General features: G+C 31.1%; 17 protein-coding genes and 2 pseudogenes. All 19 read left to right on the top strand.

Annotation, left to right across the window (positions count from 1 at the left end; translation table 11 throughout):
• Positions 1 to 149 (top strand): annotated as a pseudogene (locus V5787_RS02765) (IS1595 family transposase); the annotation flags it as partial.
• Positions 150 to 236: 87 nt separating this feature from the next.
• Positions 237 to 1,256, top strand: a complete 1,020-nt coding sequence (locus tag V5787_RS02760; protein WP_336891756.1) for an NAD-dependent epimerase — start codon at positions 237 to 239, stop codon at positions 1,254 to 1,256.
• A complete protein-coding gene (locus V5787_RS02755; RefSeq protein ID WP_336891755.1) occupies positions 1,257 to 2,252 on the top strand; it encodes an SDR family oxidoreductase in 996 nt (331 codons plus the stop codon).
• 386 nt (positions 2,253 to 2,638) lie between these two features.
• Positions 2,639 to 3,910, top strand: a complete 1,272-nt coding sequence (locus tag V5787_RS02750) for a nucleotide sugar dehydrogenase (protein ID WP_336891754.1) — start codon at positions 2,639 to 2,641, stop codon at positions 3,908 to 3,910.
• 317 nt (positions 3,911 to 4,227) lie between these two features.
• Positions 4,228 to 5,175 carry a GDP-L-fucose synthase gene (locus tag V5787_RS02745; RefSeq protein WP_336891753.1) on the top strand — a complete coding sequence of 316 codons (948 nt, stop codon included), beginning with the start codon at positions 4,228 to 4,230 and terminating at the stop codon, positions 5,173 to 5,175.
• 383 nt (positions 5,176 to 5,558) lie between these two features.
• Positions 5,559 to 6,767 (top strand): GDP-mannose 4,6-dehydratase, encoded by a 1,209-nt coding sequence (gmd, locus tag V5787_RS02740; RefSeq protein WP_336891752.1) that lies wholly within the window; start codon positions 5,559 to 5,561, stop codon positions 6,765 to 6,767.
• Positions 6,768 to 6,865: 98 nt separating this feature from the next.
• Positions 6,866 to 8,296, top strand: coding sequence for a lipopolysaccharide biosynthesis protein (locus V5787_RS02735; RefSeq protein ID WP_336891751.1), 1,431 nt, complete (start codon positions 6,866 to 6,868; stop codon positions 8,294 to 8,296).
• A gap of 220 nt (positions 8,297 to 8,516) precedes the next feature.
• Positions 8,517 to 8,942 (top strand): hypothetical protein, encoded by a 426-nt coding sequence (locus V5787_RS02730; RefSeq protein ID WP_336891750.1) that lies wholly within the window; start codon positions 8,517 to 8,519, stop codon positions 8,940 to 8,942.
• A 2-nt stretch (positions 8,943 to 8,944) separates the two neighbouring features.
• The gene (locus tag V5787_RS02725; protein ID WP_336891749.1) at positions 8,945 to 10,084 is read left to right on the top strand and encodes a polysaccharide pyruvyl transferase family protein; all 1,140 of its coding nucleotides are present in this window, start codon (positions 8,945 to 8,947) and stop codon (positions 10,082 to 10,084) included.
• 97 nt (positions 10,085 to 10,181) lie between these two features.
• Positions 10,182 to 10,970 carry a polysaccharide pyruvyl transferase family protein gene (locus V5787_RS02720; protein ID WP_336891748.1) on the top strand — a complete coding sequence of 263 codons (789 nt, stop codon included), beginning with the start codon at positions 10,182 to 10,184 and terminating at the stop codon, positions 10,968 to 10,970.
• Positions 10,971 to 11,026: 56 nt separating this feature from the next.
• Complete coding sequence (locus V5787_RS02715; protein WP_336891747.1) at positions 11,027 to 12,148, top strand: glycosyltransferase family 4 protein; 1,122 nt, start codon at positions 11,027 to 11,029, stop codon at positions 12,146 to 12,148.
• A 10-nt stretch (positions 12,149 to 12,158) separates the two neighbouring features.
• Complete coding sequence (locus V5787_RS02710; protein ID WP_336891746.1) at positions 12,159 to 12,890, top strand: glycosyltransferase family 2 protein; 732 nt, start codon at positions 12,159 to 12,161, stop codon at positions 12,888 to 12,890.
• Between the two features lie 51 nt (positions 12,891 to 12,941).
• A complete protein-coding gene (locus V5787_RS02705) occupies positions 12,942 to 14,135 on the top strand; it encodes a hypothetical protein (protein ID WP_336891745.1) in 1,194 nt (397 codons plus the stop codon).
• Positions 14,128 to 15,258, top strand: a complete 1,131-nt coding sequence (locus V5787_RS02700) for a glycosyltransferase (protein ID WP_336891744.1) — start codon at positions 14,128 to 14,130, stop codon at positions 15,256 to 15,258. Before V5787_RS02705 ends, V5787_RS02700 begins: the two co-directional genes overlap by 8 nt.
• Positions 15,255 to 16,340 (top strand): glycosyltransferase family 4 protein, encoded by a 1,086-nt coding sequence (locus V5787_RS02695; RefSeq protein ID WP_336891743.1) that lies wholly within the window; start codon positions 15,255 to 15,257, stop codon positions 16,338 to 16,340. Before V5787_RS02700 ends, V5787_RS02695 begins: the two co-directional genes overlap by 4 nt.
• A gap of 3 nt (positions 16,341 to 16,343) precedes the next feature.
• A complete protein-coding gene (locus tag V5787_RS02690) occupies positions 16,344 to 17,108 on the top strand; it encodes a glycosyltransferase (protein WP_336891742.1) in 765 nt (254 codons plus the stop codon).
• Between the two features lie 306 nt (positions 17,109 to 17,414).
• The gene (locus V5787_RS02685; protein WP_336891741.1) at positions 17,415 to 17,705 is read left to right on the top strand and encodes a GIY-YIG nuclease family protein; all 291 of its coding nucleotides are present in this window, start codon (positions 17,415 to 17,417) and stop codon (positions 17,703 to 17,705) included.
• A 546-nt stretch (positions 17,706 to 18,251) separates the two neighbouring features.
• Positions 18,252 to 19,226 carry a glycosyltransferase family 4 protein gene (locus V5787_RS02680; RefSeq protein ID WP_336891740.1) on the top strand — a complete coding sequence of 325 codons (975 nt, stop codon included), beginning with the start codon at positions 18,252 to 18,254 and terminating at the stop codon, positions 19,224 to 19,226.
• Between the two features lie 61 nt (positions 19,227 to 19,287).
• Positions 19,288 to 19,375: pseudogene (locus V5787_RS02675) on the top strand (IS1595 family transposase); the annotation flags it as partial.

The following is a 19,375-nucleotide window of genomic DNA, read 5'->3' as shown; positions in this document are numbered from 1 at the left end:
AATGGCATATACAAGCATATTTTGATGAATTTTGTTTTAGAATTAATAGGTCACAATACAAAGAATCCATTTTTCATAAAACAATTCTTAGAATGGTACTACAAAAACCTAAATATCAAAAAAATATAAAACAGACACTAGACGTATAGCTCAGTAAATGTTAAAATGGTATTAATACTATATTTCATAAGAATGGATAGTACAGAATCAAAAAATATAAATACAACAGAATTACAATGAAAATATTAGTAACTGGAGCTGCGGGGTTTATTGGCTTTCATCTTTCTAGATTATTATTGACAAAAGATTTTGAATTGGTGGGCATTGACAATATCAATTCTTACTACGATCCTAATCTAAAATATGCACGATTAAAAGAACTCGGAATTACAAAAGAGAAGGCAGAGCTATTTTTAAAGGCATCCAAAAACCAACAAGGTAATTTTGAATTTATCCGGATGGATTTACACGACAGAAAAGCCTTGCCTTTGTTGTTTGAAAAACACAGCTTTGATATTGTTGTAAATTTGGCTGCACAAGCTGGAGTTCGTTACAGTATCGAAAATCCTGAGGCTTATATTGATAGTAATATTGTTGGGTTTTTAAACTTATTAGAATGTTGTAGATCTTATAAAATCAAACATTTATTATATGCAAGTAGTTCAAGTGTATATGGTGCAAATAAAAAAGTGCCTTTTGCTATAAGTGACTCGGTGGATCATCCAATAAGTTTATATGCAGCTACCAAAAAGAGTAACGAATTGATGGCGCATACGTACAGTCATTTGTATGAGATTCCAACGACAGGACTACGATTCTTTACCGTTTATGGTCCCTGGGGAAGACCAGATATGGCTATTTATTTATTTGCAGAGGCAATTTCAAATGGGAAACCTATTCAGATTTTTAATCACGGCAATATGAGTCGAGATTTTACATATATTGATGATATCATTCATGGGGTTGAAATTTTGATAAATAACCCACCGGTAAAAGAGTCAGAAAAACCAGCCTATAGAGTTTCTAATATAGGTAAAGGAAGTCCTCAATCTTTAGGTGATTTTATCAAAGCTATAGAAAATAGTTTTGGGCGAGATGCTGTAAAAGAATATTTGCCAATGCAAGCAGGAGATGTACCTCAAACTTGGGCAGATGTATCAGAATTAGAAGCACTCGGTTATAAGAGCAAAACAAATATAGAAGAAGGGGTTTCTAGTTTTGTCAACTGGTTTAAAGAATACGATAAAAGTAAATAGATGTTTTCAGAAATAGAATTATCAAATAAAAAAATTGTAGTAACTGGGGGTGCTGGGTTTATTGGCTCTAGTCTGATAGAGGTATTGCTAATGAAGAAAAACAAGGTGGTTTGTTTGGATAATTTTTCAACTGGAAAAAGAGAAAATTTAATGCCCTTTTTAGGGAATAAGGACTTTACCTTGGTAGAAGGTGATATTCGTAATTTAGAAGATTGTAAAAGGGCAGTGCAAGATGCGGATTCTGTTCTGCATGAAGCGGCTTTGGGCTCTGTACCTAGATCTATTCATGATCCTATTACGACCAATGATGTAAATGTTGGTGGCTTTTTAAATATGTTGGTCGCTTCTAGAGATGCTGGAGTAAAGCGTTTTGTATATGCAGCTAGTTCGTCTACTTATGGAGATTCTAAAGCCTTGCCAAAAGTAGAAGAGGTAATTGGTAAGCCTTTATCTGCCTATGCAATTACAAAATATGTAAATGAATTGTATGCAGATAACTTTTTTAAAACCTATGGTTTTGAAACTATAGGTTTGCGTTATTTTAACGTGTTTGGACCTAAACAAGATCCAAATGGAGCTTATGCAGCTGTGATTCCTAAATTTGTTAGTCAGTTTATAAATTACGAATCTCCTGTGATTAATGGAGATGGAGAGTATTCAAGGGATTTTACTTATATTGACAATGTAATTCAAATGAATTTATTGGCATTGACAACTGAAGATCAGGATGCGGTAAATCAGGTGTATAATACAGCATTTGGAGAACGTGCAACCTTAAATGATTTGGTGCTTTCTTTAAAAGAAAATTTAGGGGACTACGATTCTAAAATAAAAGAGGTAGTCATAAAACACGGACCCTATAGGGCAGGTGATGTTCCTCATTCTATGGCAAGTATTGAAAAAGCAAAAAAACGACTTGGCTATAAACCTAAATTTTCATTACAACAAGGGCTTAAAGAAGCTGTTTCTTGGTATTGGAATAATTTGAAAGATTAGTTTTGTCGTTAATGGAGGTTCCTTTTTCGAAAGATGTTGAAGTCTCATCTTGGCTAGCGTAAAAGTCAATGAGCAATCAATAATGTGTAGCTATTAATAGCCAAAGTCGAAGTCCAAGGTCTATGTCTTAAGTCTTCGTTAAACTAATGTATAAAACAGAATGTAGGTTGCTTTTATACCAAATGAATTTCAGAATGGTTGCTAGTCAATTTGAATTATTATTTTCTTTAGATGAAATAAAAAAGATAAGCATAGCCTTAGGTTACGGTTCTATTTTATAGTGAAATAGAAACTAATTTAATCAATCATTTTGATGTTTATTTGGTGTTACTTAGTTACTTTAGCGTTTAATTCATTGTGAATTAAGGTAATGAAATAAACAAAAAATGAAGATAGGAATTATTGGATTAGGCTATGTAGGCTTGCCATTGGCAAGGTTGTTTGCTACAAAATATGCAGTAGTAGGTTTTGATGTAAATGGAAGTAGAATAGCAGAATTGATTTCTGGTGTAGATAGTACGTTAGAAGTCGATCAAATTACTTTGAAAGCTGTTTTAAAAGAAGAGAATACCTCTGCTGTTGGGTTGTATTGCTCTGATCAACTCAAAGAATTAAAAAACTGTGCTTATTATATTATTACTGTACCAACTCCAGTCGATAAAAACAATCGACCTGTATTAACTCCATTGATTAAAGCTAGTGAAACAGTTGGAGCAGTACTTTCTGAAGGTGATATTGTAGTTTATGAATCTACGGTATATCCAGGAGCTACCGAGGAAGAATGTATTCCTATATTAGAAAAAGTATCAGGCTTAGAGTTTAATAAAGATTTCTTTGCTGGTTATTCTCCAGAGCGTATCAATCCAGGTGACAAAGAACATACGGTAGAAAAAATACTAAAAGTAACTTCAGGTTCTACTCCCGAAACAGGAAAAAAAGTTGATGATTTGTATAAATCAGTCATCATTGCAGGTACACATTTGGCACCAACGATTAAAGTAGCGGAAGCTGCAAAGGTGATTGAGAATTCACAAAGAGATATCAATATTGCTTTTGTAAATGAATTGGCTAAAATATTTAATTTGATGGAAATCAATACCCATGATGTATTGGAAGCTGCAAATACCAAATGGAACTTTTTACCTTTTAAACCTGGCTTGGTCGGTGGACATTGTATTGGCGTAGATCCTTATTATTTGGCACAAAAAGCTCAAGAATACGGTTACCATCCAGAGATTATTTTGGCAGGTAGACGTATGAATGATTCTATGGGTGATTATATAGCTTCGGAGGTAATAAAAACAATGATCCGAAAAGACATTAAAATTAAAGGAGCAAAAATATTGATGTTGGGAATTACGTTTAAGGAAAACTGTCCTGATGTGCGGAATACTAAAGTAGTGGATGTAATTGCTGCTTTAAAAGGATATAGTGCAGTGGTTACTGTATTTGATCCTTGGGCAAAACCAGAAGATGTATTTCAGGAATATAAAGTTGTTTCTAGTAAAAACCTGCCTCAAGACAAGTATGATGCTGTTGTTTTGGCAGTTGCACATAAGCAGTTTTTGTCCATTACATTGCAGTCTTTATTGAATAAAAAAGGAGTCGTTTACGATGTAAAAGGTATTTTGTCAGAAAAAGTAGATGGAAGGCTGTAATACCAAATGAATTTTAGAGTGGTTGATAATAAATTTGAGTTGTTTTTTTGAAAAATAAACGATATCCGGATTGTAGAAAACAGGGTTTATAAAATAACAGAATTATAAAATACTTATTTTTTTAATATAAACCAAAGAATAACGTGCGTAATCTTTGGTTTTTAAGTAAAAAAAACTACTTTCGCAACAAGATAACCACTTCTACAAATTTACCTCGCCCCCTTTTGGTAAGATATATAAGCTGTTCTTAGCTAGGATTATAGCGCTTGCCCGTTGTGTGATGATTTTTTAGAAAAAATAAATGAATCTATTTAAAAATGGAAAAAGAGAGAAAAATTTATATAGCAGGTCACCGAGGCATGGTGGGATCAGCTATTTGGAGAATTTTAGAAGCAAAAGGCTATATAAATTTGATAGGGCGTACCAGTAAACAATTAGATTTAAGAAATCAAGCAGCTGTACAACAGTTTTACGCTGAAGAAAATATAGAGGTTGTAATAGATGCAGCGGCTAGAGTTGGTGGTATACTTGCGAATAACGATTTTCCATACCAGTTTTTGATGGAAAATATGCAGATCCAAAATAATTTAATAGACGGTGCTTTACAGCAAGGCATTGAAAAATTTATATTTTTAGGAAGTTCTTGTATCTATCCTAAATTAGCACCTCAACCGTTAAAAGAAGACTATTTATTAACGGATATTTTAGAACCTACTAACGAATGGTATGCGATAGCAAAAATCTCTGGGGTAAAAGCTTGTGAAGCGATTCGCAAACAGTTTCAGAAAGATTATGTGAGTTTGATGCCAACAAATTTATACGGAACACATGATAATTTTGATTTAAAAACATCTCATGTATTACCTGCTATGATTCGTAAATTCCACGAAGCTAAATTAAATAATCAACCTGTTCAGTTATGGGGAAGTGGAAGTCCTATGCGCGAATTTTTATTTGTAGATGATATGGCAGAAGCCGTAGTATTTGCCTTAGAAAATAAATTACCCGAGTATCTATATAATATAGGAACTGGAGAAGACTTGACCATTAAAAAATTGGCAGAAACCATTCAAAAAGTGGTGGGACATACTGGAGAAATCATTTGGGACGCAAGCAAACCAGATGGAACACCACGAAAATTGATGGATATTTCTAAAATGCATGCTTTAGGCTGGAAACATAAAACCGTTTTACAAGAGGGAATACAAAAAACCTATACGTGGTTTTTAGAAAATAGTGAGAGTTTTAAAGAAGTTAAAATGTAAAACTGTCACTTCGAGTGTTTCTGAGGTACGAAGAAACTCTAACGTTAGCCTGAACTCGTTTATGGTTCAAGAAATAACAAATAACAGATGCTGAAACAAGTTCAGCATGACGACTGTGTAGAAGTAAAACGTCTCCTGAACAAACAAGAAAACGTCTCCTGAACAAACCAAGAAACGTCAACCTGAACAAACCAAATACGTCACCCTGAACTCGTTTCAGGGTCTCAAGAATTAGGAGAACAGATACTGAAACAAGTTCAGCATGACGGCTGACGGCTGTGTAGAAGTAAAAATGTCTCCTGAACAAATAAGGAACCGTCAAACCTGAATAAACCAAATACGTCACCCTGAATTCATTTCAGGGTCTGTCAAAAGAAAGAAATATGAGCAACCAGAAAGTAGCATTAATCACAGGAATCACAGGGCAAGATGGCTCTTATTTAGCCGAATTATTATTAGAAAAAGGCTATATGGTACATGGTATTAAAAGAAGATCTTCGTTGTTTAATACAGACCGAATAGATCATTTATACCAAGATCCTCATCATCCAAAGCAACGGTTAAAATTGCATTATGGTGATTTGACAGATGCTATGAACCTAACACGTATCATCCAAGAATGTCAGCCTGATGAAATTTACAATCTAGGTGCGATGTCTCATGTTGCCGTGTCTTTTGATACGCCAGAATATGTTGGGAATGTGGACGGATTGGGAACGCTACGTATTTTAGAAGCTGTACGTATTTTAGGATTGGAAAAGAAAACTAGAATTTACCAGGCCTCTACCTCTGAATTGTATGGGGGAATGCCAGAAAATAAAAATAAAAGAGGCTTTTACGACGAAGATTCTCCGTTTTATCCTCGTTCTCCTTATGGAGTAGCTAAAATATACGGGTTTTGGATTACAAAAAATTACCGTGAAGCATATAATATGTTTGCCTGTAATGGGATTTTATTTAACCACGAATCTCCACGTAGAGGGGAAACTTTTGTAACACGTAAAATCACACGTGCCGTTTCTAAAATAGCATTAGGATTGCAAGAAAAAGTCTTTTTAGGAAACCTAGAAGCCAAACGCGACTGGGGACATGCTAAAGATTATGTGCGCATGATGTGGATGATTTTACAGGCTGACAAACCTGAGGACTGGGTGATTGCTACAGGAGTAACCACTACGGTTCGTGACTTTGTACGCTTGGCTTTTAACGAAGTCGGAATTGAAGTAGAATTTAAAGGAAATGGTGTAGACGAAAAAGGGACCATTAAAAGTATTGATCAAGAAAAGTACGCTGCTGTTACAGGGCTACGTCATCCTGAACTCGTTTCAGGATCTCATGAAGTAAACAAACTAAAACAGCTACAACCAACAATAGGCCAAGAAATCTTATCAGTAGACCCTTCTTATTTCCGTCCAACAGAGGTAGATTTATTAATTGGAGATCCTACCAAAGCAAAAACAAAATTAGGTTGGGTGCCAGAGCATGACCTTGCTTCTTTAGTAAAAGATATGATGCAAGGGGATGTTGCCCTCATGCGGAAAGATGTGGATCTGTTAAATGCGGGACACGAAATTTTAAATCAGGCGGAGTAATGATTTGGAAATTAGGTGTAAGGCTGATGCGAAAAGATCAGTACTTGAAAGTAGGAGGTATTGTAAAAACAATTTTTTTGAGTAAAACACAATAAATAATGACTAAAGATAAGACTATTTTATCAGGAGTCAAATGGACAGGAATTCAATTTGTTTTGGATTTTGTTTTTCGTTTTTCTATTCGTTTTTTATTGGCAAAGTTATTAGTTCCGGATGAATTTGGTTTGGTAGGAATGTGTACTATTTTCATTGCAGTTGCTGGAGCTGCATCGGAATTAGGAATGTCAGCAGCATTAATCCAAAAGAAAGAGGATAATGAAGCAGAGGTTATGTATTCTACAGCTTTTTGGACTGGTTTAGCTTGGGGGCTTGGTATATATTTAATTATGGCTATAGGAGTAGCACCAATGGCGGCTTTGTTTTATGAAGAGCCCTTATTAAATATTTTAATTCCAGTATTAAGTCTAGGAATTCTTATTAAACCCTTTAGTTTGATTCATACAGTAATTTTGACTAGAGCAATGGATTTTAAAAGTTTGGCTAAAATATTAAATTCATGTTCATTGGTTGCTGGTGTTTTTTCATTAATTGCTGCCTATTTTTTGAATTTTGGAGTCTGGGCATTGGTGTCAAATATGGTTCTATCAGTAGGGCTTACCTTACCTTTACTTTTTTATAAAACAAAATGGAAACCAAAATTTGAATGGAATAAGCTACATTTTAAAAAAATATTTGGGTTTGGCGCTTATTCTTCGGGTACAGTTATTTTTAGTACACTTACCTATAATATTGATAATTTAATGATAGGAAAACTATTAGGATCTTCTAGTTTAGGTGCTTATACCTTGTCTTTTTCTTTAACAGAACAATTTAGACAATCAATTAGTGGTGTTTTAAATAAAGTAATGTATCCTGTGTTTGGGAAAAACCAAGATAATAAAGAGAAATTGAAATCTTATTTTTTAAATATTATTAATATAAATTCAATTGTTATGTATCCCATTATGACTTTTTTGTTTCTGTTTGCAGAGACAATTGTAATTGGTTTCTTTGGTGAAAAATGGAGGGAATCAATCATACCTTTACAAATATTATCAATTGCCATGATGGTACACTTGTTGGTGAATTCTTTTGCATCTATAATTCGTGCACTTGGTAAGCCTAAACTTGAGATGAAAATTATTATGGGATTAACGGTATTTGTTCTTATACCTTGTCTGTATTTTGGAATTTTGAATTATGGTCTTATAGGGGCGTCGTGTGCAATTTTGATAAATAAAATAGTTCTAGTAATAGTTGCGATAATTGTATTACGCTTGGAAATAGGTGTAAATATTAAAAATATTTTTGATCAAGTTAAGGGTTCACTTATAAGTGTTTTTTTTACTGTTATTTTTGTGATTGTTTCAAAAACATATATCAACGAAAATTCACTTTTTTTGTTCAGTATATTTTTCATTTCTTACTTTTCTCTAATTTACTTTATTGAAAATAAAAACATTAAAAAATTAATTAGTTATATAAAATAACAACTATAAACACAATAGTTTCTCTTTTTAAATTTAAAAAAACGAATGCAAAACTAAGTTGTATAAATGAACAAAAGTTTAATAATTCACACATTTAGTCTTTTATTATAAGCATATTGTAATAAGGAATATAGGAGGTTTTTCTTGTTAAGATTCTCTGATAGAGAAGGAAAAGGGGTTTGTTAAAAAAAAATGGCTTAATAATTAAATACATTTAAACATGATTATTCAAATAGATGGTGTTAATACACAAAATAAAGGTGCTGAATTAATGTTGGTGGCAATATTGGATGAGTTGAACGTTAGATATCCAAATGCTGCGGCTACTTTTTATATGGAAGAATCCAAAGTAGCAGGTATTTCACTATATAGCTATGAATATGAGGAATTGGGTTGGTATCAGTTTTATCCTAAAAATTTGGGAACTGATAATTTTTTTATGCAATGGGCTGCTTCTTGGGGGCTTAGTAGTTGTGCAATTAATTGGCCAGATATTGAACATTTAGAAAAAAGAATGGAAAATACTTTAGGTTTAGAAAAATATCAACGCCCAATTATGTGTATGGCAGTTGGGTTTCCCGATACAGAAGGGAAAGTAGCTTATTCTGAAAAAAGAAATATTGACTTAATTAGAAAATACAATTAAACATGATTATTCAAATAGATGGGACTAATACATTAAATAAAGGTGCAGAATTAATGTTAATAGCAATTATTGAACAAATTGAAAAAAAGTTTCCTGATGCCTTAGTTGTTTATAATTCTAACGATATAGGAGAAAAAAATATTCAACTTGATACAAGTTTAGTCTTGAAACAAAGGTTTTGGCTTAAAAAGGCTAGAATACCTGTTGCAATTTTGCATAGGTTGAAATTACCATATACTTTTTTTACTTCTAAACATCCTTTAAAAAATGTTGATTTAGTTTTAGATGGAGCTGGATTTCAATTTTCTGATCAATGGAATTATAGTAAAGACAGATTATTAACTTTAGAGAACTACTATAAGAATTTGAAACATAATGGTACTAAGATAGTATTATTACCTCAAGCTTTAGGACCATTTGACACTAAGTCTGGGAAAGATTCAATGAAAATTGTTAATGAATTTACAGATGTGATTATTGCAAGAGAAAGAGTATCCTTTGAATATGCTGTTCAAGCTGGTGTTAATAAAAATAAACTTTGGAAGTATTCGGATTTCACTTTATTAACCAAAGGTGTTTTACTTGAGAAATTTGAATACCTTAAAGGAAAAGTTTGCGTTGTGCCAAATAAAAAAATGGTTACTCACACAAATGCAAACTCAAATGATTATTTGAGGTTTTTAAAAAATGTGATTTTAGAATTTGAAAAACAAGGTCAAAATGTTTTTTTATTGAATCATGAAGGATTGGGAGATTTAGATATTTGTAGACAGATAAACAATCTTGTGGATAATAGGTTAGATATCATTACAGGGTTAAATGCAAAAGAAGTAAAAGGTGTAATAGGGGCCTCATATGTAACTGTTTCTTCTAGGTTTCACGGTGTCGCAAGTTCTCTAAATCAAGGGGTTCCGTGTTTAGCTACTAGTTGGAATCATAAATATGAAATGTTATTTGAAGATTTTGGGCAAAAAGACAGATTAATTAATGTTAATGATGATTGGGAAATTACAGTAGGTAGAATTAAATCATTATTAAAAAATCATGGTAAGATTAAGACGACATTGATTGAGAATAAATTGAGAGTTTCAGTTGAAATCGAAAGAATGTGGGCAGATATTTGGAGTAAAGTACACTTATAAATTATGAAAAAAATATTATATATACACCATGCTGGAGGTTTAGGAGGAGCTCCACGAAGTTTAACTTTTTTAATTAATGAATTAGATTTAACTAAATATGAACCTGTTGTTTGGAAGTGATCAAATATGGAGATATAACGAATTTCCTAAGTTTACAGGTTTAGATCCTGTTTATTGGGGGGACTACCCCAAAAACTCGAATGTAAAGAAAATTGCATATGCAGTAAGTATGGGAAAGATGGATGTTGGTCAATTTGATAGCAATGAAGTTAGTGGTTTTTTAGCAAATTTTTCATCCATATCGGTAAGAGAAAAGCCGTTAATGGATTATGTTCAACCATTAGTTAATAATAATATTGAACATGTTTTAGATCCTGTTTTTTTACTTACTAAAAGGGATTGGGATTCATTAGCTGAAAAAGGAGGGTTTAAGAAAGCTTTTAAAAAGAAATATTTGTTAATATATAACCTTAACTCATCTGAAGAAGTATATAGATTGGCTACTAAAATAGCAAAAGAAAAGAATTTAGTTATTTGTGAATTTTCAGGAATGGCTAAACCATTTAATTTTGGAAGTAGGATTAAAGATAAATTTGGACCTAGAGAGTTTATAAATGCTTTTTTAAATGCAGAGTTTGTTATAGCTTCTTCTTTTCATGGAGTAGCGTTTTCAATTTTATTTGAAAAGAATTTTTTTTCAATGGGGATAAAAAATAATGCAGATAGAGTAAAAAGTTTATTATCTAGTTTAGATATAAGTAATCGTTATATTGAAACAGGTTCGCAGTTACCTATTACCCAAATCAACTATCGAAAAGTTAATAGTAAATTAGATGTTCTGAAAAAAAAATCAAAGGTTTTTATTAATAAAAGCATATTAGAATAATTTTAAACCAATATCTTTATTCCTTCAGAGTTTAAAAGATAATATTGATTACTGAGATGGATAAAATTAAAATTCTTTACATACATCATGCAGGTTGTCTTGCAGGTGCACCAAAGAGCTTAAGTTATATAATAAAAGGATTAGATAGAACAAAATTCAATCCCTATTTATTAAATATAGAACCAGGTCCAGTGGATCAGTTTTTCAGTAAACTACCTGTTGAAATCCTTAGCGAAAAAGGTATAAGACCCTTTCATGGTTCCACAGTTGTAGAAAAAAGTTTTAAACTTTTTTTAAGAAATTGGATTTTTTTAGTGCCTAGTATTTTTAAAGCCTATAAATTTATTAAAAAATTAGATGTAAAATTAATTCATTTAAATTCCACATGTTTATTTGCTTTTGCTATTGCAGCCAAAATGAATAAGGTCAAAGTTATTAGCCATGTAAGGGAACCTTTAAGGAATGGAATTTGGGGTGCTCCATTACGTTTTTTTTGTAATCGTTATGTAGATGGTTATATCGCTATTTGTGAAAATGATTTAGATTCTTTAAAAATACCAAATTCTAAAAGAATTAAAAAAGAAGTAATTTATAATTTTGTTGATTTGTCCAAAACAGTTGTGAATAGAGATGTTCTAAGAGATGAGTTAAATTTAAATAAAGATGACATAATATTTCTCTATTTAGCTAGGTTTTCAAAAAGTAATGGATGGAAGGAATTAATTAGGACTATAGAAAAACACATAACAGAACAACATAATTTTCATTTTGTTTTTGTGGGAGCTAATGATGAGTTACAACTCAGTAATACGACTGCTAGAAATATTCATTTAATTCCTTTTAGAGAAGATGTAGAGGATGTTTTGTGTAGTTCAGATGTTTTTATCTGTCCTTTTATTGAACCTCATTTTGCTAGAGGTGTAATAGAAGCCTCTGCTCATGGTTTACCCGTTTTAGGTTCAAATATAGGAGGAGTAAATGAATTGATAAGAAATGATGAAACAGGCTATCTTTATAATTCTGAAGATGAATTAATTAATAAAATTAATTTATTAGGTAATAATATTGTTTTAAGAAAATGTTTAGGAGCAAAAGGTGTTTTATATGCAAAAGAAAATTTTGATTTAGAAAAAAATTTAAATTTAACGTATAACTTTTATAATGAGATATTAAAATAATTTTGATTCTATGACATATATAAAGAGTAATAAACCGTTAATTTCTATTATTACTGTTGTTTATAATGGAGTAAATGAAATTGAAAAAACTATTAACAGTATTCTTGAACAAGATTATGATAATTTTGAATTGATTATTATAGATGGGAATTCAAATGACGGGACTCAAAACATGGTAGAAAAATATAAAAGTAAAATTGAATATTATATAAGTGAAAAAGACAAGGGAATTTATGATGCAATGAATAAAGGAATTAAAGCATGTAAGGGTACTTGGGTGAATTTCATGAATTCAGGTGATGTGTTTCACAATTCTTCGGTGTTGTCCAATGTATTTACGGATAACAATAGTTTAAATCAATACTCTTTAATTTATGGGTATAAATATACAAATGATAAAAAATCAATCCCTAGTAATTTACAAGTATTAGAAAAAGGTATTATTATGGCAAACCATCAATCAATGTTTTTTAATAAAAACAAATTACAAGAGGAGTTGTATTATGATTTAAGATATCCAATTTACGGGGATTATGAATTGGTGAATAGAATTTTTATAAAATATGGAAAAGAATTTTTTAAATATTTAGATTTGCCGATAGCTAATTATCAAGGAGGAGGGATCTCGTCATTCATTAGCTATCAAAAAAGAAAAGATAAGTATCTTATTTTATTAAGACATTATGGAATGTTTTCACTAATATCGAGCCTTATGTATTCATTTAAACAGGGTGTGAAATAGTTTTTAAGTAATTTATGATTTTTGTTTTTATAATTATTAAAGTAGTTAAATGTGAAAAATAATAGTATTTCTATAAATAAGATGGTAATTGGAGTCTTTTTTTTGATATGGGCTACATTTGCATTTGTATTAATTGGAACTATAGGTAGATATTTAAGTTTGGTTTTAGGAATGTATTGCATTATGTCTTCTGTAGTTTTTGGTAAAATTGATTCTCGTTCGTTTTTTTTTATTCTAAAGGCAATAGCTGTGTTTTTAATGTATATATTTTTAGCTTTTGAGCTAAACCAAAGAACAACGAGTATTATAAATATTACTTTTGGTTTAATTTGTTTACTCTTGATTATTGCAGGCTACTTGTATTCTAAAAACACGAGAGTTGATAAAACTATAGACTCCAAGATTGTTGTTTTAATTGCAATTCTATCCATTTTGGGGGCGTTCGAATTATATCGAATGCAAGCTAGTTTACTATTAGAAGTAGGACGCGGTTTAGGTGAAGAAAGTTTAAATGCAGTGGGTGTTGCTTATGTCTGTGGTCAAGTTTTTTTATTGTTGTTCTGGCTTTATATTCAAATGCGAAATTTAATATTAAAAATATTATTGATAACAGCCATGGTGGCTAATGGTGTTGCATTGTTGATTACAGAATCAAGAGGAGCTGTTGTTTTTTTAATAGTAACTTTAATATGGTTTTATAAAGAACGGTTTAAATTTTTACTTAACTTAAAATCTATTGTTGTTATTGCTCTAGTAGGAACTTTGCTACTTCTGACATTTAAAGATAATGTTATTCTACAAGATAAGATTGATGATGTGTCAAACCGGTTTGAGTCTGCATTTGATCATTTACAAGGAATAAATACTGACGCTTCATTACAGGAACGCTCATCTTTACAATCGGATTTTTATGAAGATTATGACCAAATGGTATTCGGTTATGAAGGGTATAAACCTTACCCCCATAATCAAATTATTGAAATTTATATGCGTTGGGGTATTTTTGGTATTCCAGTTTTGTTAATTTCATTGCTTTCCTTTATTAAATCAATTAGATACCCTAGTCGTAAAGATTTTTCACAAGTTTCATTTTCTTATTTGATAATTTCTGTCTTTTTTTTCTCTTACCTCCAGTCAATGTCAAGTCTTTCTCTTGAGATGAATAGGATGTTATGGTTTGGATTTGGCTTTTTTATAACGGAACTTTTCAAGAGAAAGATTAAAATAGTTAAAGTTAATGGATAAAATTTATAATTTTACAAACATTGCTTCTCATTACAGAAGCTTATTATGGCAAAAATTGATTAGTGAGTCTAAATTTGAATATCACTTTTTTTTTGGAAGGAATAAAGGGTTGCAAATCAAAGAAATTGATTTTAAAACAGAATTTTTTTTAAGGTTTAAAGATAGATTACATAAAATTAATAATTTCTGGTTAAGAGAGAAAGTTCTTTTATGGCAATCAGGTGTAATTATAAGATGTTTTAAGGATGAAATTCATACCGCAATTTTTTTAGGTGAATTTCAAGTGCTTTCAACTTGGATTGCTATGTTTATTTGTAAGTTTAGAGGCATTCAAGTCGTATATTGGACACATGGATTGTATGGGAATGAATCAACTTGGAAAAGGATTGTTAGAGTGTTGTTTTACAAAACGGCAGATAAGTTATTATTATATGAAAGAAGAGGTAAAGCGTTATTAGTTGAACAAGGTCTAAATGAGTCCAAAATTGAAGTAATTTATAATTCACTTGATTATGATACACATTTAAAATTAAGAGATGAATTAAAAATATCTAATAAAATAGATACTACTCTTTTTGATAAAGAACTACCTTATTTAATTTTTATTGGACGTTTAACAGCTGTTAAAAAGATAGAGTTGCTCATTCAAGTATTGGCGAATATAAATAGAACGGAACCAAAATTAAATTTACTTATTTTAGGTGATGGAGAGATAAAGTCTCAATTGATGGAATTGGCTGAAGAAAATAAAATAGCACAATATGTTAATTTTTATGGAGCCTGTTATGATGAAGAATTGATAGGTAAATATATTTACAATTCAGTTCTTTGTGTTTCACCTGGTAATGTGGGTTTAACAGCCATTCATTCACTGAGTTTTGGTACTCCTGTGTGTACACATTCTAATTTGTGCAATCAAATGCCAGAAGTTGAAGTGATACAAGAGGGAGTCACTGGCTGTTTATTTGAAGAAAACAATATTAAGTCACTAGAAAAATCTATTTTGAATTTGGTTGAAAACGATAAAGATAGAGAAACTATTCGTTGTAATTGCTATCAAGTGATTGATGAATTATACAATCCTTACAATCAATTAGAAGTTATAAAAAGTTTGATAAAATGAAGAAATTAAATAAAATTCTTTTTTTTGGTCCTTTTCCAGAGCCTTATACAGGTCAATCAATTTCTTTTAAACAAGTTTTTGAAAACTTTGATTCAGATAAAATATTATTTAATACAACTAAATATAAGAATAATAAGCTGTTGAATTCTCTCAATTGCTTGTTAGTTTTACCTTTTGTTTTTTTGTTCTATAGGTTTGATACAATTTATTTTACTTGTACAAGAAGTAAATTAGGTTTTTTTAAAGATTTTGAATTGTTATTGTTGGCTAAAATTTTTAATAAAAAAGTTATCAACCATCTACATGGTGCAGACTTGCAGGGGTTTTATAGAAATTCTGGAGTGTTAAAAAGTTTTATAAAATGGAGTTATGATGCTATCGATACAAATATCGTTTTACTACCTTCAATGAAAGATCAATTTAAAGACTTTAATTGTTCTAAAATTGAAGTGGTATCAAATTGTTATTCGTCTGATTTTGAAAAACAAGAAATTGATTTTTCATTAAAGAAAAAGCAGCTTGTTTTTTTATCAAATTTAATTTATTCAAAAGGAATTTTTGTTTTTTTAGAAGCTGTATTAGAGTTGTTAGCCAAAGAAGAAGATTTGATTGTGAAAATTGCAGGTTTACCTATTGGTGATGAATATATGTCATCTAAACAAGTAGAAATAAAATTTAAAGTAATAGCAGATAAATTGAAATATGACTACCCTGAACGATTTTATTATTTGGGTCTTGTGAACGGTAAAGCGAAGGAAGAACTTTTAAAGGAAAGTTCTATATTTGTTTTACCTACGTTTTACATCACAGAAGCTTTCCCTTTAACAATTATAGAAGCCATGTATTTTGGTAATGCAGTTATAACCACAAACCATAATTATCTAAAAGACGTAGTTAGTTCTAAAAATGGCTTTTTAGTTAAAACAAAAATATCCGAAGAAATTATTTCGTGTGTACGATTATTATTATCTGATGAAAATAGATTGAAAGAAATTCAAAAATACAACCATCACGAAGTGGTGTCAAAGTATAACCCAGATGTTTTTGATACTGAAATAGGGGAGATAATAAAAAATGTATAATATATGAAAATATCAATAATTACTGTTTGTTATAATAGTGCTGCTACGATAAAAAAAACATTTGAATCTGTTAAAAAGCAAAGCTATTCAGATATCGAATATATTGTTGTAGATGGAGGTTCTACAGATGGTACTTTAGATTTGATAAATAAGTACGGAAAGCATATAGATAATTGGATTTCAGAACCAGACAAAGGATTATATGATGCCATGAATAAGGGAATCGCCATGGCTACAGGAGATGTTATCGGAATATTAAATTCTGATGATTTGTTTAATAGTGACAAGGCAATTGAAAAAATCATGAATCAATTTAATTCTGATACAGAATTAGATTCATTATATGCTGATTTATATTATGTTTCTCAAACGGATATAAATAAAATAGTGAGACATTGGGTTACTGGAGAGCAGAAGTCTTTTTACAAAGGTTGGCATCCTGGGCATCCTACTTTTTTCGTAAAGAAAGAGGTGTATAATAAATATGGTTTGTATGATATAGAACTTTCGTTAGCAGCAGATTTTGAAATTATGTTGCGTTTTTTAGAGAGATATAAAATTTCAACTTTTTATTTAAAAGAACCATTGGTAAGAATGCGTTTAGGAGGAGCTTCTAACAATAGTTTTAAAGGGTTGGTTGTTCAAAATATTGAATGTATTAAGGCGTTTCGTCAAAATAAATTAAAAGTAAATCCTATTTTATATCCAATAAATAGACTTATTCCTAAGTTGTTTCAATTTAAAAAAAGTAAGCATAATTTTAATTAAAGTTATTTTACCTTTCAACTCTGAAAGAGTACAAAATCTGACAGAAAACTACTGTGGTCCCAAACAGACCCAACGACGTCACCCTGAACTCGTTTCAGGGTCTCATGGAAAGGAATAAACAGATGCTGAAACAAGTTCAGCATGACGAAATAGAACAAACCACTGACGTCATCCTGAATTCGTTTCAGGGTCTCATGGAAAGGAAAACAGATTATGAAACAAGTTCAGCATGACGAGAGTGAACAAACCACTGACGTCATCCTGAATTCATTTCAGGATCTCTTCATAGTATAGAAAATTAATAAGATGAAAGAATCCTACATCTATATAATTTCAAATAAAAACAGAAGTGTTTTGTATATAGGTGTAACAAATAATTTAATAAGAAGAATAGGAGAGCATAAGAATGGCGTAGGTTCTGTGTTTTCAAAAAAGTATAACACAACCGACCTACTTTATTTGGAGAAGTTTAGTTCTATTACTGATGCTATTAAAAGGGAAAAACAATTAAAAAATTGGCATTCTGATTGGAAATGGAATTTAATTAAAAAAGAAAATCCTAATTTGTTAGATTTGTATGACGAATTGAGGATGTAGAATAAACAGATGCTGAAACAAGTTCAGCATGACGAGAGTGTGAAAACCAAGACGTCACCGAGAACAAACCACGGACGTCATCCTGAACTCGTTTCAGTATCTCGGCAAAAGAGTGACAGATGCTGAAACAAGTTCAGCATGACAAGAGTGTGAAAACCCATAACGTTACCGAGAACAAACCACGGATGTCACCCTGAACTCGTTTCAGGATCTCGATAAGGGAGTGACAGATGCTGAAACAAGTTCAGCATGACGAGAGTGTGAAAATCAAGACGTCACCGAGAGCAAATCACTGACGTCACCCTGAACTTGTTTCAGGGTCTCATGGAATATATAGATACTGAAACAAGTTCACCAAGTCTAGGTCAGAGCCTAAGTAAAAACAACTAAGAGTGATAATCTAACTGCTAAAGGCGAATATCGAAAAACGATTATCGACCAGCTAATCACGAGCAGTTAATAATTAACGACGAACAACTAATAACAAACAACGAACAACGAAAATTAATTCCTTATTTTTGTTTTCGGATAGACAAATTTCATAAAATGGAAAAATACGGAATCATTATAGGACTGCTGATCATTCTTTCTTTTATTTATTTAAAAGTTGCAGATCATTTTGATATCATCGACAAGCCCAATCACAGAAGTTCACATACAACTCCAACCATAAGAGGAGGAGGTATTGTGTTTTTATTCGCACTTTGGATTTTCTTTTTTACTTCAAATTATTCATATCCTTATTTGGTGTTAGGAACAACTTTGATTGCAGTTGTTAGTTTTATAGACGATATAAAAACACTGAGTTCATCCATTCGTTTTCCATTTCAAATACTTGCAATCTTGTTGATCATGCAACAAATGCAATTTTCAGCACTGCCTTGGTGGGGAATTGCAGTACTATTGTTTATAGGAGTTGGCTTTGTCAATTTATATAACTTTATGGACGGCATCAATGGAATCACGGGAATGTATAGTTTGGCCGTATTCTCGGGAATGTATATAGTGAATCAAGAAACAGAAATTGTAAATCAAGATTTGATACTCATTGTAGTGATTTCAGTGGTGATATTTGGTTTTTTTAACTTTAGAAAAAAGGCAAGGTGTTTTGCTGGTGATATTGGCAGTATTTCTATTGCAGTAATGTTGTTTTTTATTGGAGCTTCATTAGTTTATAATTTGCAGGCGCCGGTACTAATTCTTTTTGCTGTAGTTTATGGTGCAGATAGCATTCAAACCATGATGTATAGAAAGTATTTGGGTGAAAAAATCACAGAACCTCATAGACATCATATATACCAAAAATTAGTAGATATCAATAAAACACCACATCTGATGGTTTCCGCAGGGTATGCAGTTCTGCAATTATTGATCAATGGCATTGTTTTTATGACTTATAAAAAAGCGATAGATATTCAGTTAATTGTTTTTTTGAGTGTGGTCGTTTTTTTAGTTTGCATTTATATAGCTCTGTTCCTTTATTTGGATAAAAAAAAGAGTATGGAGCATTTATATTGTTAGAATAAATATACTGAGTTAGTCATTTAGTTTCTGTATCTTAGTGTCCTTAAATATAACAGATATGGATGTTTTTCAAGGTCAAAATATACTGAGTTTTATAAAAGAACTACCAAATGATGAAGCTTGTAAGGCTTATTTAGCCAAAATAA

This window comes from Flavicella sp. (genome assembly GCF_037132785.1).
In the GTDB taxonomy this organism is placed as follows: domain Bacteria; phylum Bacteroidota; class Bacteroidia; order Flavobacteriales; family Flavobacteriaceae; genus Flavicella.
Note: the sequence above shows the minus strand (reverse complement) of the source record. Positions and strands in the feature narration are given on the sequence as shown.